16 protein-coding genes are annotated in these 21,380 nt (G+C 48.5%); 15 read left to right on the forward strand and 1 reads right to left on the reverse strand.

Annotation, left to right across the window (positions count from 1 at the left end; translation table 11 throughout):
* The first annotated feature begins 235 nt into the window (after positions 1-235).
* The 10 genes from PIL01S_RS06775 to PIL01S_RS06820 all read left to right on the forward strand — a co-directional run bounded on the left by PIL01S_RS06775 (position 236) and on the right by PIL01S_RS06820 (position 14,919).
* Positions 236-1,591, forward strand: a complete 1,356-nt coding sequence (locus PIL01S_RS06775; RefSeq protein ID WP_127536844.1) for an extracellular solute-binding protein — start codon at positions 236-238, stop codon at positions 1,589-1,591.
* A 112-nt stretch (positions 1,592-1,703) separates the two neighbouring features.
* Positions 1,704-4,601 (forward strand): extracellular solute-binding protein, encoded by a 2,898-nt coding sequence (locus PIL01S_RS06780; RefSeq protein WP_127536845.1) that lies wholly within the window; start codon positions 1,704-1,706, stop codon positions 4,599-4,601.
* A 58-nt stretch (positions 4,602-4,659) separates the two neighbouring features.
* Entirely contained in the window at positions 4,660-5,577 is a 918-nt protein-coding gene (locus PIL01S_RS06785) for a carbohydrate ABC transporter permease (RefSeq protein WP_371859934.1), read from the forward strand.
* 2 nt (positions 5,578-5,579) lie between these two features.
* Positions 5,580-6,455 carry a carbohydrate ABC transporter permease gene (locus PIL01S_RS06790; RefSeq protein ID WP_076288847.1) on the forward strand — a complete coding sequence of 292 codons (876 nt, stop codon included), beginning with the start codon at positions 5,580-5,582 and terminating at the stop codon, positions 6,453-6,455.
* Between the two features lie 15 nt (positions 6,456-6,470).
* Positions 6,471-7,934, forward strand: coding sequence for a hypothetical protein (locus PIL01S_RS06795; protein ID WP_371859923.1), 1,464 nt, complete (start codon positions 6,471-6,473; stop codon positions 7,932-7,934).
* A complete protein-coding gene (locus tag PIL01S_RS06800; RefSeq protein WP_127536847.1) occupies positions 7,918-8,553 on the forward strand; it encodes a Yip1 family protein in 636 nt (211 codons plus the stop codon). Before PIL01S_RS06795 ends, PIL01S_RS06800 begins: the two co-directional genes overlap by 17 nt.
* 16 nt (positions 8,554-8,569) lie before the next feature.
* Positions 8,570-11,152, forward strand: a complete 2,583-nt coding sequence (locus PIL01S_RS06805) for a DUF5696 domain-containing protein (protein WP_127536848.1) — start codon at positions 8,570-8,572, stop codon at positions 11,150-11,152.
* 53 nt (positions 11,153-11,205) lie between these two features.
* Complete coding sequence (locus PIL01S_RS06810; protein ID WP_095357516.1) at positions 11,206-12,051, forward strand: carbohydrate ABC transporter permease; 846 nt, start codon at positions 11,206-11,208, stop codon at positions 12,049-12,051.
* A gap of 17 nt (positions 12,052-12,068) precedes the next feature.
* Positions 12,069-13,013, forward strand: coding sequence for a carbohydrate ABC transporter permease (locus tag PIL01S_RS06815; protein WP_127536849.1), 945 nt, complete (start codon positions 12,069-12,071; stop codon positions 13,011-13,013).
* Between the two features lie 208 nt (positions 13,014-13,221).
* The gene (locus PIL01S_RS06820) at positions 13,222-14,919 is read left to right on the forward strand and encodes an RICIN domain-containing protein (RefSeq protein WP_246058141.1); all 1,698 of its coding nucleotides are present in this window, start codon (positions 13,222-13,224) and stop codon (positions 14,917-14,919) included.
* A 128-nt stretch (positions 14,920-15,047) separates the two neighbouring features.
* Here the strand turns inward: PIL01S_RS06820 and PIL01S_RS06825 are convergent, their stop codons facing one another.
* A complete protein-coding gene (locus PIL01S_RS06825; RefSeq protein ID WP_127536851.1) occupies positions 15,048-16,190 on the reverse strand; it encodes a glycosyl hydrolase family 8 in 1,143 nt (380 codons plus the stop codon).
* 285 nt (positions 16,191-16,475) lie between these two features.
* Here PIL01S_RS06825 and PIL01S_RS06830 point away from each other — a divergent pair, with 285 nt between their 5' ends.
* The 5 genes from PIL01S_RS06830 to bglS all read left to right on the forward strand — a co-directional run bounded on the left by PIL01S_RS06830 (position 16,476) and on the right by bglS (position 21,241).
* Entirely contained in the window at positions 16,476-17,768 is a 1,293-nt protein-coding gene (locus PIL01S_RS06830; protein ID WP_127536852.1) for an SGNH/GDSL hydrolase family protein, read from the forward strand.
* A gap of 60 nt (positions 17,769-17,828) precedes the next feature.
* Positions 17,829-18,596: an alpha/beta hydrolase gene (locus tag PIL01S_RS06835; protein ID WP_127536853.1), complete on the forward strand. Its 768-nt coding sequence runs from the start codon at positions 17,829-17,831 to the stop codon at positions 18,594-18,596.
* An 86-nt stretch (positions 18,597-18,682) separates the two neighbouring features.
* Complete coding sequence (locus PIL01S_RS06840) at positions 18,683-19,318, forward strand: glycoside hydrolase family 11 protein (RefSeq protein WP_095357522.1); 636 nt, start codon at positions 18,683-18,685, stop codon at positions 19,316-19,318.
* Positions 19,319-19,441: 123 nt separating this feature from the next.
* Positions 19,442-20,281 (forward strand): formylglycine-generating enzyme family protein, encoded by an 840-nt coding sequence (locus PIL01S_RS06845; protein ID WP_127536854.1) that lies wholly within the window; start codon positions 19,442-19,444, stop codon positions 20,279-20,281.
* A gap of 246 nt (positions 20,282-20,527) precedes the next feature.
* Positions 20,528-21,241, forward strand: a complete 714-nt coding sequence (bglS, locus tag PIL01S_RS06850) for a beta-glucanase (protein ID WP_127536855.1) — start codon at positions 20,528-20,530, stop codon at positions 21,239-21,241.
* The last annotated feature ends 139 nt before the right edge of the window (positions 21,242-21,380 follow it).

Consider the following 21,380-nt stretch of genomic DNA (forward strand, 5'->3'; position numbering starts at 1 on the left):
TCATCTCTGGATAAAGGCATATTTTTATTATGGGAATAAAAGAAAGCGCATACAATGTGCAACTTTTTTCAGACAGTGCATTTCTTTACCAATTCACATTAAAAAGAAAGCGTATCTCTTCAAAAGCCTGCCTTTCTATAATTTGACAGGGTAAATATCTAAGTTTCATCAGGTTGTTTGCGCTTTCATCCGAGAGATACACTGTGGGAGCAAACGACAATCAGGGGGGAAGACGATGAGAAAAAACAAGTTTATGCTGCTGAGTCTGGTATTCGCGGTCATGCTACTAATTGCTGCATGCAGTTCTACGCCAACCGCGCAACCTGAACCGGAGAAACCGGCACCTCAGGAGGAACAACAACCTGCCGAAACGGAGCCCGAGAATGCAAACTCCACGCCGGAGATGGATTTTGATATGGGCGGCCGGACCATCAAAGTGGTTGCTTGGTGGGATATGGAGATTCAGGACAATAACCCGGACAATATTCAGCGCCTCGAAAATCTGGAAGCACTGAAGAAAAAACACAACTTTAACATCGAATATATTTCCATCGACTTTGGTGAGTATCAGGAGAAAGTGGTGGCTTCCCTGATGGCAGGTGAACCGCTTGGGGACTTTGTAAGGCTCGGTAAGGATTACGCCATCCCCGCATTGACCAAACAGGATCTTTTGTGGCCAGTGGATGACTATATCAAAAACGACAAGGTATTCAACCAGAAAACGACCAAGGAATACATGCAGTACGAAGGCAAGGGCTACGGGTTTACCGAAGATCAATCTTCATTTATTAACGGCATTTTCTACAATCGGACCCTTATGCAGGAACTGGGCTTGAAGCCATTGCAGGAATATGTGGATGCCGATGAATGGAACTGGGATACATTCCTTAGCGTCGCAAAAGAAGCAAACAAGGATCGAAACAATGATGGCAAGCTGGATACGTGGGGACTTGCTCAGACAGGTCTTCTTGAACCCGTTTTGTATTCCAACGAAGCTTCTCTGACCAAAGAAGATAAGCAGAACCTGGAAGATCCGAAGACCAAAGAAGCGCTGAACTTCCTGTCCAAAATGGCAACCGAGAAAGTCGGCAGAGCTTCAGAAGGCGGCGACTGGACAGAACCATCCACCTTCTTCCGTCAAGGTAATACACTGATGTACGCAGGAGCAATGTACGAGGTGGAAGGCATTATGACGGATATGAAGGATTATGATATCGGCTTTGTACCTTTTCCCAAAGGACCAAGTGCTTCGGCGTATCACTCCGGTGAATCACGCTACCAGGCAATTACAATTCCTAAAGCGGTGGAGAATCCGGAACAACTGATGTACATCTGGGAGAAAATTAACGAGATTGATTCGATCTACGAGTATCCCGGCCAATCCACGCTGGAGACACACCTGACGGATGAGGCGGACATCAATAACGCTAGAGAGGTTGCAGAGGGCATGCTTGTACTCGACCATAATACATTCCCGTCCTTGCCATTCTGGGACTTTGATGCAGAGCTTAAAGAGGGCGTATCCGTATCTACGCTGATTGAGAAATACAAGGCTCCCTTCCAGGCAGCGATTGATGAGGTATATAAATAAGCACCTACACTATTCACGGGCAGAACGCATCCGTATCGGTGCGGTCTGTCCGGGTTAGTTAGTCAACCGTTTTATGGTCGCTACGCTTACAGGAAAGGGGATACATTCGAACATGCGGTCACGTAAGAAAATGGGGCTGATTCTGGTGCTTGTCCTGGCCTTAGTGTTCTCGATCTGGACGATCTATCCATCGCGTGATCAAAGCACAGGAACGGTACATGCGCTCGAAGATTTTGAAGCGGTCTCGAACACGGACGATGAAAGCAGCTATGAACATTATCTGAGTATGCATGCCAGCAGCGCCAAGCCGGATAACGTCATACGAATTGAAGGCGAATCTTATGTTCAGGCGGAAGGCGGGGCGTTCGAAGTTGTACAGGGATATGAAGGATTGGATGGCAAAGCCGTCATTACACCTGAAACCGGAAGCATTCGCTGGGATGTGCCCGTACAAGCGAGTGGTCTGTACCATGTCCGCATCCACTATTATCCCGTTGAAGGCAAGAGTTCAGGGATTGAACGCAGGCTGGAGTTAAACGGGCAGGTTCCATTCAGGGGTGCTGATGTCCTGCTGTTCGACAGGGTGTGGGGCAATCGGGAAGAAGACATCAGGCGGGATGACCGCGGCAACGATCTCAGGCCGAGACAGGTGGAACAGCCCGAGTGGCAGCTCGCTTCCTTCAGGGATAGCGCAGGTTACTTCGAGGAGCCGTTCCAATTTTATTTTGAAAAGGGTACACAGGATCTAACGCTCACCTCGCTAAGAGAGAGCATGGCCATTGATTATTTCGAACTGTATCAGGAAGAGGACGTCCCTTCCTATGCGGATTTGCAGGCAAGTTATGAGACACGTGGCTTGAAGCCGGCTGAGCCTGTCATGTTGAAGGTTCAGGCAGAGCAGGCAGTGAGCAAGTCGTCGCCGACACTGTCACCCATCTCGGATCGATCCAGTCCTTCACTGGAGCCATATCACGTTTCGAAGATTCGGATTAATGCCATTGGAGGGATAAACTGGAAGCTGCCTGGTGAATGGATTGAGTGGGAGGTTGACGTGCCGGAAGACGGGTTATATCAGATCGCGCTGAAGGTGAAGCAGGACCAACTGCGCGGCATTTATGCCACCCGCAGTCTGACCATTGACGGCAAGGTACCGTTCAAGGAAATGAAACGCATTCGTTTTAATTACAGTCCTTCCTGGCAAACGCAAGTCCTTGGAGCCGGAGAAGAACAGCCCTATCAGTTCCATCTTGATAAAGGGAAACACCGCATTCGGATGACGGTCACACTGGGTGATATCGCTCCGCTGCTTCGTACGGTGGAGTCCAGCGTGCTGGAACTGAACGAGATGTACCGCAAAATATTAATGATCACCTCGAACCAGCCCGATCCGCTGCGGGACTATCAGCTCGAACGGCGTATTCCGGAGATGACCGAGGTGTTTGAACGACAGGCGGATACACTTAGCTCGGTAGCAGCCTATCTGGAGCAGGCCACGGGTGAGCAGAGCGATAAAGTTGCGATTCTGAATGCAATGGTCGTTCAGCTTAAGGATATGGTGGCCAGACCCGAGACGGTACCGAAACGATTGGATACATTCAAGATTAACGTGGGCGGACTTGGCACCTGGATTCTGACCGTGCGAGAGCAGCCCATTACGATGGATTACCTTGTCGTATCCCAGCCAGGTGGTTCGCTGCCGGATGCAAATTCTTCGGCCATCCAGCAAGTAAAGCATGAACTGGGTGCCTATGTGGCTTCCTATACGGAAGATTACGACAGTATCGGCAACGTGGAGCAAAAGAAAGACGCAATTACCGTCTGGATTACAACTGGACGGGATCAGGCACAGGTGCTTAAGGGTCTGATCGATGATTCGTTTACCCCGGATACCGATGTCTCTGTACAATTGCGCCTTGTTCCGCCCAACATTCTGCTGCCTGCAACGCTTTCGGGGGAAGGACCGGACGTGGCCATGCAGATGGGTGAGGACATTCCCGTGAACTATGCGATGAGAAATGCAGCAGCGGATCTGAGCAAGTTCCCGGACTTCGAAGAGATTTCCGGTCGGTTCCGTGAAAGCGGACTGACGCCTTACCGTTACAATGACGGGGTCTACGCGTTGCCGGAGCAGCAGCACTTCCCGATGCTTTTTTACCGTAAAGATATCCTGAATGAGCTGGGCCTTGAACCGCCGAAGACATGGCAGGACGTCTATAACGCCATCGCGGTGCTGCAAAAACACAACATGGAGTTCTATCTGCCGATCGAGGATACGCTGAACAATGCAAACCTTGTACCGAATTCCACTTTTGCCATGCTGTTGTATCAGAATGATGGCACCTTCTATACGGAAGATCAGAAGAAGAGTGCACTGGATTCGGAGATTTCAATGGATGCATTTAAACGCTGGACCCAGTTCTATACCAATTACAAATTTCCGCTCAAGGCAGACTTTCCAAACCGGTTCCGTACTGGGGAAATGCCGATTGGCATCGCCGATTATACCACGTACAACATGCTGACGGTTATGGCACCGGAAATTCGCAACCTCTGGGATTTTACCATTGTTCCGGGTACGGAGCTTCCGGACGGTACTATACGGCATGAGGTAGCCAGTGCGACCAGCGCCGTAATGATGCTCGAAAATGCAGGCAACAAGGAAGCTGCATGGAAGTTCATGAAATGGTGGACCGATGAGCAGACCCAGATCGAATACGGAAGAGAAATGGAAGGCCTGATGGGGGCAGCTGCCCGCTATCCGACGGCCAATATTAAGGCACTTCAGCAGCTGCCTTGGCCCGTGAAGGATTATCAAAATCTGGAGAAACAATGGAAATGGGTACAGGGTATCCCGCAGCTGCCGGGAGGTTATTTCACAGGCAGGCATCTGGACAATGCATTCCGTAAAGTAGTCAACGCCAACGAAAACCCGCGTGAGGCCCTGTCGGACTATGTCCTGTATATCGATGATGAAATCGAGTTGAAGCGCAAGGAATTCAATCTGAAGTAGAAGGAAGGGAGGGTAACGGTTGCAAGCCAAAACAGCCAAGACAGCAGCCGCTCCTGCCATCCATACGCGTCCAGCGGGCAGGTGGTCCCTTTTGAAAAGGGATCTGTATCTCAGCAGACACTATTACGTATTGATGGCACCGTTTATGTTGATCTTTTTCATGTTCACTGTCATACCGGTCGGCATTTCGCTTGGGCTCAGCTTTTTCCACTTTAATATGCTGGAGCTGCCGCGTTTTATCGGCTGGCAAAACTATTCACGCCTGTTCCTGGGGGACGATGTCTTTTTAATTGCTCTGAAAAATACGCTACTGTTTGCCGTTATCACCGGCCCAGTCAGTTATATTGCCTGCTTTTTGTTTGCCTGGATCATCAATGAACTGTCTCCCAAAATCCGGGCGGTCATGACGCTGGTATTCTACGCTCCATCCATATCCGGTAACGTGTTTTTCATCTGGCTGATCATCTTCTCCGGTGACAGCTACGGGTACATGAATGGTTTCCTGATGCGCCTGGGCGTCACTCTGGAACCCATCCAATGGCTCGCAGATGAGAGATACGTGCTGGCCATCGTCATTATCGTTCAGCTATGGCTCAGTCTTGGAACCAGCTTCCTGGCTTTTATCGCAGGTCTGCAGACGATTGACCGCTCCCTGGTGGAAGCCGGTACCGTGGATGGGATCAAAAATCGCTGGCAGGAGCTCTGGTATATTACCCTGCCATCGATGAGACCCCAACTCATGTTTGGCGCGGTCATGCAAATTACGGCTTCGTTTGCTGTAGCCGAAATTTCGATTGCCTTGGCCGGTTTCCCAAGTGTTAACTATGCAGCGCATACGGTCGTTACCCACTTGATGGACTTCGGCAACATTCGCTTCGAGATGGGATATGCCTCGGCCATTGCAACGGTGCTGTTTGCACTGATGCTTGGTACGAACGTCTTGACGCAAAAAATGCTGAGAAAGATAGGTGAATGACAATGACCAGCAAAGTACGTGCCGTGTTCGGCATGCCCAAAAGACTGAATCGGTCATTTACCGTCAGCCTGATGCTGTTTGCCCTGCTGGCCGTGTTTGGATCATTTATGGTATTACCTCTCATCTATGCTGTTAACAACGCATTTAAGCCGCTGGATGAATTATTTATTTTTCCACCGCGCTTCTGGGTGAACAATCCGACAACGGAGAATTTCGCGGATCTGATCAATCTGATGGGCAATTCGTGGGTACCGTTATCCCGCTATATTGCCAATACATTGCTCATTACGATCCTGGGAACAGCAGGACATATCCTTCTGGCCTCTGCGGCGGCTTATCCACTGGCGAAATATCGTTTTCCCGGTTCTAAGGTATTGTTCACGATTGTCATTCTGTCCCTCATGTTTTCGCCGCATGTCACTGCCATCCCGAACTACATGGTGATGTCCTGGCTCGGCTGGATTAACAGTCATGCTTCGATTATCGTGCCATCCCTAGCGTTCTCCTTGGGACTGTTCCTGATGAAACAGTTCATGGAACAGATCCCAGATGCACTGCTGGAGGCAGCGAAGATTGATGGCGCGAATGAATACCGGATTTTCTGGAGTATTGTGATGCCTAATGTGAAGCCGGCTTGGCTTACTCTGATGATTTTGCAGTTTCCGGCCCTCTGGGGAACAGACGGTGGAAGTTTTATTTACAGTGAGAATCTTAAAACATTGCATTACGCGCTCAGCCAGATTGTTCAGGGAGGAATAGCGAGAGCGGGGGTTGGTGCAGCGGTTGCACTGCTGCTTATGATCGTACCGATCACCTTGTTCATCATCTCCCAGAGCAGCGTCATGCAGACGATGGCTACTTCGGGCATGAAAGAGTAGAAAGGAGGCAGCGAGGTGCGGATAAGCACATGGAACAAGCAGGGCTGGATCATCATGGGCATGGTCTGCCTCCTGTGGTTCAGCCAGGAGGCAGCACCCGTGAGTGCAGATGGCAAGCAGGATGCTTACCAATATTCCTACTGGGGCGATTCCGTTCCGGCTCCTGCAGCATACGAGGCCACGTCCATCATTACGGGAAAAAAAGTGAACGCTGGTGCATTCAAAGAACCAAGTGACATGCATGTCACAGCGGATCAGCGAGTGTTCGTACTGGATTCCGGCAATGGTCGCATTGTGGAAATGGATCGTAATTTGAAGCTGGTCCGGACGATTGATTCCTTTGAACGTGAGGGAAAGAAGGAGCAATTCAATAATCCACAAGGGCTGTATGTAAGTGAAAAAGGGGATCTTCTCATTGCGGATACCGACAATCAACGGGTCGTTCATCTGAATGAACAAGGCCAATTGGTCAAGGTTGTGGCTGAACCGAAATCGGATCTGTTACAAGCGGATTTTCAATTCAAACCCGTTCGGGTTGTCATGGATAAAGGAGACCGTATTTACGTCATGGCAGCGGGTGTATTTGACGGATACATGGAGTTTAGTGCCGACGGTACATTTTCCTCCTTTATCGGAGCGAACAGGGTTCAAGTTGACCCGGTAGAGTATTTGTGGAAACGGTTTGCCACGCGCGAGCAGCGCAGTCAGATGGTCATGTTCACACCGACGGAATTCACCAACCTGGATATGGATGAAGAGGGATTCATCTATGCCACAAGCGGTGACCGCGGCAAAGATCCAATCAAGAAGCTGAATGCCCAGGGGACCGATATCTTGCGCAGACAAGGCTATCATTACCCACAAGGTGATCTGATGTACACGAATGAAGCAGGGCCATCGCGCCTGATTGATGTAGACGTGGGAGATAGTGACATGTATTCGGTGCTTGACTCCAGCAGAGGGAGAATATTCACCTATAACGGGGATGGGTACCTGCTCCATATTTTTGGGGGGATAGGCAATCGGTTGGGACAGTTTAACACACCAGTTGCACTGGAACGTGCAGGAGACCGAATGCTTGTGCTGGATAAGGCGCTCGGTGAGATTACGGTATTCGAGATCACGGAATACGGGCGCACGCTGCACGAAGCGGTGCGCAGTTATTACAACGGGGATGAAGATCAATCCTCGGTGCTGTTCGCCAAGGCCGCCGAGATGAATGCGAACCTGGAGTATGCCTATGCGGGTATTGGCAAGTCGCTGCTTCGCCAGAAGGATTATGCCGAATCTGCGCAATATTTCAAACGGAGCATGGAGCGGCAGGGTTACTCCAAAGCTTTTCTCTTGTTCCGCAAGGAGCTGATGCGCGAGCATTTTTCTTGGATGATGTCCGGTCTATTCCTTGCTGTTGCTGCGTTTGTTACCGTCGTCATCGTTCGCAGGCAGAAAAGGAGGACAACAAATGCAAGCGCCAAGTAAGCAGCTTTACCAGTATCCGATGCACCTCATCTTTCACCCGTTTGATGGGTACTGGGAACTGAAATATGAACGTAATCAACGAACGACATTGCTGATTGCCTGTATGATTATGCTGCTGCTGACAGTTACCAAGATTTTGCATGCCCAGTACAGCGGATTTCTCATTAATTTTAACAATCCCAAGTATCTGAACAGCCTGCTTGAAGTATTGTATGTCATGATCCCGGTACTGTTCTGGTGTGTGGCCAACTGGTCGTTAACGACCCTGATGGATGGAGAAGGCAAGTTTTCGGAGATTTTCATGTCGACGTGTTTTGCACTGGTGCCGCTGCTCCTGATTCATTTCCCGTGGATCTGGCTGAGTCTGGTCATTTCCGCGCAGGAGACAGCCTTTTATTATTTCTCCAATGCACTTACTGTGGCTTGGACGGTGTATCTGTTATTCGTGGGCAACATGACCGTTCATCAGTACACACCGGCTAAGACAGTGCTTACGATGCTGCTTACCCTCGTAGCCATGGCTTTTATGGCTTTTCTGTGCTTGCTTTTCTTCAGTCTTGTGCAGCAGATCGTATCGTTTGTCGTAACCATCTATCAAGAAATCGTGCTTCGGGGCTAAGGAAGGAGGACATCCAGTGAAATATGCTGTAGCAAAAAAAATAACCGGAATGCTGCTGATTGGCAGTCTGCTTCTAAGTGGCTGCCAGTTCTCGCTATCACCGCAAGCTCGTGAGGCAGCAGCAGCTGTAGATCAGGCCGATCTTCCCTCCCTGCCTCCCGGAGAACAACTGAAATCTTCTTTCAGCAATCCTCGCCTGCAAGGCATGATTGGTATTGCCCGGAATGAAGCCTTGCAGCTGTTTATCGATGAAAAGACGGCAGAGATTGCTGTCCTGGACAGAAAGAGCGGACAGATCTGGCGCAGCAATCCGGCAGATCGAGAGCAGGACGGGATTGCGGCCGGGATTAACAAAGATCTTCTGTCATCCCAGGCCAGACTTAGCTTTTTCAACAGCCAGGGTCAGAGCAGTACGGTGAACTCTTATACGGATAGCATCGGTCACAAGCAGGTTAGCTATGAGGCTATGCCAAGCGGGGTCCGGGTTCACTATCAGTTCGGGAGCACCGAGCGCTCCATTGAAGATTTGCCGGTCAAAATCAGCAAGGAACGATTTGAGCAAAAGTTGTTAGCACAGCTCGACAAGGCAGGAGAACGCGCCTTGAAGATCGGGTATACCGAAGATAAAGATGAGGGTGTCTATGTTCGAATTGACAAGGCCCTGCAGGGACTCCAGTTGTCCCGTGCCCTGAAGGCATTTGACACGGCTGGTTATACGGAAGAAGACCTGGCACAGGATCATGCCGAACACGGGATTGATCAGGAGCGCAGTGGACCGCGGCTCTTCATGATGACTTTGGAATATGAATTGGATGGAGAGAATCTGCTGGTGCGTGTTCCAGCATCCGGCATTCATTTTCCGGAAGAATATCCGATCAACACCATTTCCGTACTGGAATATTTCGGAGCCGGAGGGATGAATGAAGAGGGGGCGATATTTGTACCGGACGGCTCGGGAGCACTGATCCATTTTAACAATGGCAAGCTCCAATATCCAGGGTATCAACAAGATATTTATGGCCCGGATTTGACGATGAAGCTGCGGGAAGCCGGATCGGCGGAAGCCAAAGCCCGGTTTCCAGTCTTTGGTCTAATTCGCAAAGAGGGAGCTTTCCTTGGCATTATCGAGGAAGGGGACGCTGTGGCAGTGGTGAATGCGGATATCAGCGGCAAGCTGAACAGCTATAACAACGTATATCCAAGCTTCTATGTTATGAATAAAAGCGATGTAACGCTTCAGGCAAGTGACATGGTGCGAACACTTCCCAAATTCCAGAAAAAACCGACAGCGTCAGACTTTGTTGTCCGTTACGCCTTTGTCGGCGGGGAGAAGGCTTCCTATTCAGGGCTGGCCGAACTCTATCGGAATTACCTGTTACATACCGGCGGACTGCCCGAGCAGCAAGCGGGTAAAGAACAGGCCGGCATTCCATTTTATCTGAAATTGTTCGGCGGGATGACAACCAGGCAGCATATGCTGGGGATTCCTTATGATTCGACAGAGGCGCTTACGACCTTTGAGGAAGCCAAGCAGATTCTGTCCACGCTGACGGAGAAAAATGTATCCAACATTCAGGTTCGCTACGCCGGATGGTTCAATGATGGACTGCACCATCGGCTGCCGGATTCCATTTCGGTGGACGGAGCCATTGGCGGCAAGAAAGGTATGCGTGACTTTAGTGATTACGCACGGGAAGCGGGTATCGGATTTTATCCGGATATAGCTCTGCTGAATGTGCAGTCGAAGAAAGGATTCAAACCGAATAAAGAGGCTTCACGAACGTTAACCCAGGAACCGGCTGTTGTGTATCCGATGAATCAAGCCTTACAGCGCCGTGACCGGGAAAGGTCACCATCCTATGTACTTTCGCCCAACAAGCTGGATCAGGTTACAACAGAGATGCTGGATGAGATGAAGTCTATTTCAAAAGAAGAGCAAGCGCAATCACTGAGCCTGAAGGATCTGGCTGAACAGCTGAACAGCGACATGAATCCCAAGAAGCAGCTGGATCGAACGGAAGCGTTGGGCGTGGTCACCAAAGCCCTCGAACAGATCAAACAGCAGGCAGGCTCCGTTGTGGTCGAAGGTGGAAATGGCTACGCGCTGCCGTATGTTACCGGACTGACGGATGCTCCAATGAGCAGCAGCCAGTTCAAACTGGAGGATGAGGAAATTCCATTTTTCCAATTGGTGGTTCATGGAAATATTAGTTACACGGGATCTCCATACAATCTTTCGACGTATACGAACCCGAGACAATATGTGCTGAAGCTGATCGAATACGGTGCAAGTCCGTACTTTGCCTGGTTTAATGCGCCTAATCATGTAGTCAAACAGACCGATTATGACGATCTGTACGCGGCAAATTACAAGCAGTGGGTAGATCTGGCTGCCGAGATGTACAACGAGGTCAATCAGACCAACCTTCCATTTGCCGGGCGTTCCATGACGTCGCATGAAGCATTGGCGGAAGGTGTGTACCGAACAACCTATGATGGCGGTGGCTTCGTGATCGTGAATTATAATGATTTTCCTGTAGAGGTTGAGGGCCAATCCGTGGAAGCCCAAGGTTATGTGACTGGTGGTGAGCAGCTCTGAAGACACTCCTGAAATGGAAATCGGGAAGTCGTACGTACGCTCAGCAGAAAGCCATGTGGGGCGTCATCTACGTGCTTCCATGGCTGGTTGGATTTGTATTATTTTTCTTCATCCCGCTGCTCGCGTCGCTGCGTTACAGCATGAGCACGATTCAGGCCAATGCGGAAGGTATTGCCATTCAATTCACCGGGGTTGCCAATTATATTCAGGCACTCACCGTCAATACCAGTTTTAACCGAGCGTTGATCGAGTCGATTACCGATGTGCTTGTCAATGTGCCTCTTATTGTCATATTTAGCCTGTTTCTCGCCGTCATCCTGAACCAGAAGTTCAGAGGCCGGGCAGTGGCACGTTCCATATTCTTCTTGCCCGTTATTTTGGCATCCGGTGTCATCATGTCACTGGAGAGCACCAGCTTGATTGATGCTGTTAACCAGAACAGTACTGGAGGAAGCGCACTAGGTACATTTGAGCTCGAAAATCTGATGTTGGATGCCGGGGTGAGCGAATGGATCGTGACGTATCTGAGCAGTGCCGTGGATCGGATCTATCAGATTGTCAGCCAGTCGGGCGTGCAGATTTTGATCTTTTTGGCTGGCATTCAGACCATTTCGCCTCAGCTCTATGAGGCATCCAAAATGGAAGGTGCTACCGGGTACGAAGCATTTTGGAAGATTACATTCCCGATGGTCAGTCCGCTGATCTTTGTCAATGCGATCTACACCATTATCGACTCGTTTGCCAATAACGCCATGACTGAACTGATCCGGGATACCGGATTTGTGAAATTTGACTTTGGCCTCAGCTCAGCGATGGCATGGGTGTATTTTCTGGCGATTGCCATCATTCTCGTGATTGTATCCATAATTTTCTCGAAACGAGTCTTCTATCAAGATTAGAAAGGAGGACGTTCAGCGTGACGACTTCTCGATTATTATCGCTGGAACACTGGAAAGGCTGGCTCTGGTCTGTGATTCGGTTCGTACTGATTACTGGACTTTCCTTTGTTATCCTCTTTCCAATATTTCAGAAAATCTCAACGTCCATCAAAGATAAGGGTGACCTGTATTCCGCAGTGGTAGTATGGATTCCCCAGAATTTCTCGATCGATAACTTTCAGCAGGCTATCCGGGTTATGGATTACTGGGCGACGCTGTTCAATACCTTCGCGCTGTCAGCGACAACAACACTGTTAACGACTGCGTCCTGTGCCCTTGCAGGGTATGGTTTCGCCCGGTTGAAGTTCAAGGGGAGCAATTTGCTGTTCGCAGGGGTGATTCTCACGATTCTCGTTCCACCCACGACGATTTTGATTCCGGTGTATCTGAATCTGAAAAGCTTCGACCTGATGGGCTTGATGACACTGATTACCGGCAAACCGGTGAACCTGCTGAATACCTACTGGCCGTTCATTCTAACCGCCATTACGGCCAATTCGCTTAAAGCCGGGTTGTATATTTTCATCTTTCGTCAGTTCTTCCGCGGCATTCCGAAGGAAGTGGAAGAGGCTGCATATGTGGACGGGGCAGGCATTGGGCGGACCTTTACCCGAATTATGCTCCCGAATGCAATTCCATCCATGGTGACCGTGATGCTGTTTTCCTTTGTATGGCAGTGGAATGATAGCTTCTACACGACCACGTATCTGACTTCAAGTAAGGTCATGTCAACCCAACTGTCTTCGCTTCCGTATAATCTGGCCCAACAAGTAAGTGATGGAGCCTCCAAGGCGGATCCTTTTTATCTAAGCATGATTCAGGATACGGGAATATTGCTCGCCATTCTGCCTTTGATTGTCATCTATCTCTTCGTGCAGCGCTATTTCGTGGAGAGTGTAGAACGTACAGGAATCGTTGGCTAAAACGGTAGGCTTAACCGTGAAGAAAGATCCGAAACAGATCGATACGATCTGAAGAGAGGAGGAGGAGTCTTGCGCCTGAACGTATGGAACGGGTTGCGGAAGCGTGCGCCAACTGAAGCTTAGTCTACTCGTAGATTTTGCTGCAATCATCGGATATTGCATTGAGGAAAAGCAATCGATCATGACAGGAGGATATAAAGTGAAAAAGATGTGGATGTCTTGTAAACTTTTACTCGTTTTGGCTTTACTGATTACGATTGCTCCATGGGGAGGAAGCCGCGCAGAGGCGTGGGTTGGCATGCCTATGGGCAAGCTTCACGTAAGTGGCAAGAATCTGGTGAACAGCAACAATCAGCCTGTGCTTCTGAACGGTTGGCATCAACCTTCAGGTGCCTACTGGACGTATCAGAACAGCAATTATTATCTTAATCTTCACGGCAACAATCGTCATGCGGCTACCCTGGCTTACCTGAAAGACATTACCGATACATTTGCGGACACAAGTCCGAAATACGGCAGCAATCATGGATGGAACATGAATCAGGTACGTCTGTTCATTGATCGTGAGGACATGGGTGATGTGGCGGCGGGTACATATAATTTTGCCGGTGTGCAGACCGTTACGCAGAACGTCATTATCCCATACATTCAATATGCCAAAACCAAAGGTGTGTATGTAGTCCTGGGACTCGACTTTACGTTGAAGGATGACCAGGCAACTACCGCTTCCAACCTGCAGAAATTTAATCAAATCTGGGGATATCTTGCATCTCGCCCCGAGATTAAAAGTGCCGATAACGTTCACTTTGAGCTCATTAACGAGCCAGTGAAATCGTATGCGAATGGACATTGGGGCGGATACAACGGGGAGAATGATTTTGTGGATCACTGGAATGATCTGCGCAATTTCCAGAACTCCATCATCTCCACGATTCGTAACCAGGGTGCCGATAACGTAATCTGGGCTGCAGGTTTGGGGTATAACCAGTTCTACAGTCTGACGGCAAGCCATCCATTGACGGATCCCCTGAACAACTACGGATATGCGGTTCACTGGTATCCGGGTTACGGCGCGTACGATAACTTCTCCATATTGCAAGATCAGTGGAATACCAATGTGAAAGCAGCTGCAGACAAGTATCCGATCAATATCACGGAAGTAACCTGGTTTAAAAACAAGCCTGGTGATTCGGCCTATTGGAACCTGTTTAATGGCAGCAACGAAGGTTTCGGTACCAATACCAAAACCATCTTCAACGCGGCTGGAAACGTTAGTATTGCGGCTCACATGAACGGCTTCATTCTTGAGCCGGGGCAGCGCAGCTCTTTTGCCGATCCAACGGCTGGACTGAAATGGGATGGCGATGCTTCACGAAGTGCCATGGGACGATTCCTGTTCAACTGGTACCATGAACGTGCTCAATCGTATCCAGGTAGTGGAAATGGTGGTGGACCCACAACCGGGCTAGTGTCAGGTGCAACCTACAAAATTGTGGCCAAACATTCCAATAAGGTCATTGACGTTCCTGGGGGGCAAAATCAAAACAATCTTCAGCTTCAGCAATGGAGCGATCTGGGCGGCAATCCTCAGAAGTGGGTTCTGACCTCCATCGGCGGTGGCAGCTATACACTAACCAGCGTGAACTCACCGGACAAAGTGATTGATATTCGCAACGGTACTCTCACGAACGGTGAAGCGGTTCAGCTCATGAGCAATCTGAACACGACCGCACAGCATTTCAAAGTCAACGATCTGGGGAATGGATATTGGAGTATCATTAACGTGAACAGCAACAAAGCGATTGAAGTGGAAAACGCTTCCACATCCGATGGCGCCAAGTTGCAGCAGAATACGTACACGGGTGCAACGAATCAACAATGGAAATTTATCGCGGTTAGCAATTAACATTATTGCACAAGAGGACCTCCACGGCTGTTATTGCCGGAAAGGTCCTCTTTACGTTGAGATTTCAGTCTGTGCGATGCGCTGTGATGCATATGAACTCGTTTGTTCGATGACTCATTGTAGAGTGATTAATATATCCGATATCTGCCGCTTAAAGCCAGCAAGCTGAAAAAATACAGACAGTTATCATAATAGCGGCGCTCACCCTGGCGCAGGGGGGTGTTCCAAAAGAGGCGTACGAAATGTTCCACATGTGGACCATCTGCAGCCAGTGAGGCCATGGCGTTGGTAGCGAGCAGACCGATCGGATGCAAGGAAGGTTCATCGAACGGTTCACCCTCAATGGTATATCTGCGATATTCTGCGACATCAATGCTGCTGAAGAAGGACTGAATTCGATTCGATTGTTCCACCTGCCAGGGATCCTTGCGGAACCATTCCCAGTCCAGAGCAATATTCGCGGCAACCCGGTAAGCATCGCTGTAAAAGTGTCTAAAATCTCCATGCGGCTGAACAGGGGCGGGTGACCCGTCATAGTTCGCATATTCAGGCGAAAGCCCGGTTACAGGATGACAGGCGGTATGCAAGTAAGCTCGACTTGCCGCCGCTGCTTCTCTCCAGAAGGCTTGATCATCATCATCCGCGTATAATGCAAACAGCTCATAGAAATGGGGGAGATGATAGGATGGATCACTGAATGGTGATTCTGGTACAAATTTGATCAGCTTGGTTTCCGGGTCCCACATGGGATCTCCCTCGCCATTTTCACCTTGATGAATGCATGCGCGGAGGATTCTTCTGGCTTGTTCCTTATAGTTAAAAGGCGCATCCCCATCACCCCAGCGGTTAGAAGCAAAGAACAGAGCCATCGCGAAAAACTCCTCACCATCAGGTGCAGGACCTTGAGATAAGCGGCTTCCATCAGGTTTGCAGTGCCAGGCAAAATAATCCTTGTATCGACCTTCAGCATGCTGCATGAATGTATGGGAATAATTCCAGAGCCGATCGAATTCTTCTTTTTTGTCCATCTGCACAGCCATCATCATGCCATAAGACATGCCTTCGGAGCGAACATCGCTATTACCGGTGTCGAGTAAATAGCCTTTGTCCTCACCCATCGGGTAATAGATTCGCGTATTCTCTTCTCCATAAAACAGCTCGTTCCACGACGCCTCCAGCCGTGCGGTTATTTCCTGTTCATCATAACCAAATTTGTGGAAGAGATTGATATATGTATTGGTATCATAGGCGCCTTGACCGGTGATATTCATGGGTTTTCCTCCTTTTATTGCAAACGTTAATCCAATTATATCATGGTAAATGTGTATAAATTAAAGCGTTTACATTGGAAATCTTAGTTCTTTCCTTCTTCGGATTATCATGGCTAAATTGAAATGATATGATTGCTGCAAGTCCTATACTTTATCGGGTATCTGTTAAATTATGTAAGTGTTACACTCGTGAGGAAGGACCCACTCAAGCATAAAGTTCTACCGGTTTGGATTCCTTCAAATGACCATGAAACTTAATGATCGAGGAAAGGATGGTGGTATAACATGGTTCGCGATGCAGGAGATACACCAAAAGCAGATATACACCAAGGGATAACTGCACCGCGCGATCCCGTTGGAGTGAAGGAGACGAATGACGAAAAAGTGTTCGATTACAGCTCCCCTGAATATCACAAAATGATTAGCCAATCACTTTTGAACAAAGGTCACAATGCCAGATTAAAACGGGCAATTCAGAAGGCTGGGCAGGGTGAACCTGTCGTTATGGCTTATATCGGTGGTTCTATCACCCACGGCGCTGGCGCAATTCCTATTCATCTCCGTAGTTACGCCTATCGATCGTATGAGCGGTTCAAGGCGATGTTTGCTCCATCGGACAGCAGTTCCATTCAGCTGGTTAAAGCCGGAGTAGGCGGAACGCCTTCCGAACTGGGAATGATACGCTATGATCGTGATGTGCTTGGAGATGGCCAACTTCAACCGGATATCGTCGTTATTGAGTTTGCCGTTAATGATGCGGACGATGAAACCCGGGGGAACTGTTACGAAAGTTTAATATTGAAAGCGCTTGCTGCAGATAACAAGCCTGCAGTCATCCTTTTGTTCAGTGTCTTTGAGAACGACTGGAATCTACAGGATCGCCTGGCTCCGGTGGGCTGGTATTACAATCTGCCCATGGTGAGCATGAAGGATGCTCTTGTCGAGCAATTCCACAAGACCAAGCACGAAGGTAACGTCGTAACCAAAGAGCAATATTTTCATGATATATATCATCCGACCAACCTGGGACATCAGATCATGGCCGATGCACTGGGTCACCTGTTTGATGCAGTGGATCATGCCGAACTGGACCAGGAAGATCATGATCTGAGAAGGCCGCCTCTGATTGGGGATGATTTCGTCCACGTGAAACTGCTGGATCGAAAAAACGGCAATCAACTTGCCAAAATCAACCCGGGGTGCTTCGCGCAGACGGATACCGACCTGCAGATGGCCGAGATGGATGATCACGATTATGCTACGCCGCTCTTCCCGCACAATTGGAAGTATACCCGCGGTGAGAGGGCCGAAACGCAAAAGTTCAAGCTGCAAATGCGTTGCAGATGTCTTCTGTTAATCTTCAAAGACTCCGGAAGCGACGAGTTCGGAACAGCCCTTATCAAAGTGGATGGTGTTCTCACGAAACAAGCCAATCCGCGTGAAGTAAATTGGACACGCTGTCATGCCATGCTCCTGATTCAAGATAAGCATGCCAGAGAGCATACGATCGAGATTGAAATGGCAGAAGGGCACGAGGATAAACACTTCACGATTCTTGGTTTTGGCTATGTCAGTTAACAAAACAAAGGCCGGAGATTAATCCAATAGCTAAATGCACCTATGAAGGGAGTACTGTACATGATATCTTCAGCACCGGCTGGATTTGACCAATACCGCAATGATATACCTCGCGGAGCAATAGAGACGATAGAGTATGATTCCACTACGGTAGGGAATACCCGGAAAGCACTGGTGTACACACCTCCAGGATTTTCTTCCGAAAAGACATACCCTGTACTTTATCTGCTTCACGGGATCGGTGGAGATGAGTTGGAATGGCAGCAGCATGGTAGCCCACAGATCATCTTGGACAATCTGTACAACGATAACCTGCTGGAGCCCATGATTGTTGTTTTGCCCAACGGTCGCGCCATGCCCAACGATCGAGCCGAGGGAGATCTATTTGACCCGGAGAAAATAAAAGCCTTTGAGCGATTTGAATCCGACTTGATTCATGACCTTATTCCTTATATTGAAGCCAATTATTCCGCAAGTACAACCAGGGATAAAAGGGCAATTGCCGGCTTATCCATGGGCGGAGGACAGTCCTTAAACATCGGGCTGGGCAATCTCAACCTTTTCGCTTGGGTCGGGGCCTTCTCTCCCGCTCCAAACACCAAAGCGCCAGAGCTGCTCCTTCCTAATCCGCAGGAAGCAATCTCGCTTTTGTCGCTTCTTTGGATCTCCTGTGGCGATCAGGATAATCTTATCCAAATTAGCGTTGACGTACATCAATATTTGGAGCAACAGGGCGTACCGCACATCTGGTATGAAGAGAGCGGAGGTCATGACTGGCCAGTGTGGAAAAATGATTTGTATCTGTTTTCCAAACGTCTTTTTAAATAAATACCAACTCAACTCCAACTCCAGTGTCTACCCGAAAAAGTACCGAATTATTCAAAACCTAATCCAAATATCAGGAGGTTTTTACCATGTTTAAATTCGGAAAAAAATTGTTAACTGTTGTCCTTGCCGCTTCCATGAGCTTCGGAGTATTTGCCGCTACATCCAGCGCAGCAACAGATTATTGGCAGAACTGGACAGATGGAGGGGGTACTGTTAATGCCGTGAACGGTTCGGGAGGAAATTACAGTGTAAACTGGCAGAACACGGGGAACTTTGTTGTTGGTAAAGGGTGGACTTACGGTACACCTAATCGTGTAGTGAATTATAATGCGGGTGTATTCTCTCCATCCGGCAACGGATATTTGACGTTTTACGGGTGGACACGGAATGCACTTATTGAATACTACGTGGTGGACAACTGGGGAACATACCGTCCAACCGGAACATACAAAGGCACAGTAAACAGTGATGGCGGCACATATGACATCTATACCACCATGAGATACAACGCACCTTCCATTGATGGCACGCAGACCTTCCCTCAATATTGGAGTGTGAGACAAACCAAGCGTCCCATTGGTGTGAACTCCACGATTACGTTCAGCAATCACGTGAATGCATGGGCAAGCAAAGGCATGTATCTGGGCAACAGCTGGTCTTATCAGGTGATGGCAACTGAAGGATATCAAAGCAGCGGAAGCTCCAACGTGACCGTTTGGTAACGTCCTAGCTTCTGGTCATCATTCCTAGGGAATGGTTCAATCGTAATTTCTGAACAGGAGATCTAGCAAGACAGGTCCAAGGCCTGTCTTGCTTACAATCCAGGAACCAGAAGGAGACATAAAATGAAAAAGTGGATGCTATTTCTGTTCATTACAGCTGTGGCTTGCCTAAGCGCTTGTACATCAACGAATGCTGATGTAGGGGATCATTTTGTTTACGTGGAGGGTGGAACCTTTAAGAGCACCAAGTCGACTTTTAGCGGTAAGGACGTAACCGTTTCTGATTTTTACATTGGGAAATACGAAGTTACGCAGAAGGAATGGATGGAGATCATGGGAGAGAATCCATCCGGTTTCAAGGGAGATGACCTGCCCGTTGAAATGGTGAGCTGGTACGATGCCGTGGAATACTGCAATCAGCGCAGCATCAAGGAAAACCTGAAACCCTACTATAATATCGACAAGAATACGACCGATCCAAGCAACAAAAACGAAAACGACAATCTCAAATGGACGATTACTGTAAATGAAGGCGCAGACGGTTACCGCTTGCCGACTGAAGCAGAGTGGGAGTATGCTGCAAGCGGAGGCCAAAAAAGCATGAACTACGTCTATAGTGGAAGCAGCAATCCTGATGAAGTAGCCTGGTACTGGATCAATGCAGGGGACAAGATATTGACTGGCGACTGGAGCTGGCCTGCGATTGAGAGCAACCGAAATCAAACCCAAAAAGTGGGTACCATGAAGGCCAATGAACTGGGTATCCATGATATGTCAGGGAATGTGAGAGAGTGGTGCTGGGACTGGTACAGCCATCCCGAGAGCCCGGAGAATACCTGGCGTGTGGTCAAGGGGGGCGGCTGGATTGGCGGTGTTAACAACAATGAGATTTCCTTTCCGGGTAAATTTGATGCCAATGGATTTGGCCCCGATCAGGGGTTTCGAGTCGTACGTGGAATATAAGAGGTCCCTTCCTAACAGAAGGGCCTTTTTTATAGAAGACGACAGAGAACATGATCTTAAAAAATGAATATGTTTTCTTTAAACTTTGCTATAGTTCACCGATTATGAACCATATAAAATGGAAATACCAACCAATGTAAGCGCTTTTATGAAATAATTAAATCAAGCACTGGCTGTTGAATCTAGGATCGAAGGGAGTTTCAAAAATTCGTTTACATGGTTGGAATAAGAAATGGAGGTGTATTGATGAAGAGGAAGACTTGGTTCACATTAATGGTATCTGGAGTGGTTTCATTATTTATTTCGGTAAGCGCTTTTGCTGGGTGGGTGTTTTGGGAACCGCTGACGTATCACAATGCAAGTACCTGGCAGAAGGCAGATGGGTATTCCAACGGTTCCATGTTCAACTGCACGTGGCGGGCGAATAATGCTAATTTTACGAGTGATGGCAAGCTGCGCTTGAGTCTGACAAGTCCTTCAAACAACAAGTTTGATTGTGGAGAATATCGGTCAACGAATACTTACGGCTATGGTCTCTATGAAGTAAGTATGAAGCCTGCTAAAAATACAGGAATTGTATCCTCTTTTTTCACCTATACCGGTCCTTCTGATGGCACACAATGGGATGAGATTGATATCGAGTTCCTTGGCAAAGACACAACGAAAGTACAATTCAATTATTATACAAACGGCGTTGGAAATCATGAGAAGATCGTAAATCTGGGCTTCGATGCGTCCCAGGGATTCCACACGTATGCGTTTGATTGGCAACCCGGTTATATCAAATGGTATGTGGATGGTGTGCTGAAACATACGGCCACCGCTAACATTCCCAGCACACCTGGGAAGATTATGATGAACTTGTGGAACGGAACCGGCGTTGACAGCTGGTTAGGGGCATATAATGGAGCTAATCCGCTATACGCAGAATATGATTGGGTGAAATATACGAGTAATTAACTGAAACTCACGAACGGGTCCAACTAGTGCAATAAACTGCAAGAAACAGAGGAGCGGATTACTTCCGCAATCCTCTGTTTTTTTATGATCATTTTCAACCTTTACAGAACAATCGAAACGTAAGATGATGAGGGAAAAG

Origin of the sequence: Paenibacillus illinoisensis NBRC 15959, from assembly GCF_004000925.1 — a bacterium.
Classification (GTDB): Bacteria; Bacillota; Bacilli; order Paenibacillales; family Paenibacillaceae; genus Paenibacillus; species Paenibacillus illinoisensis.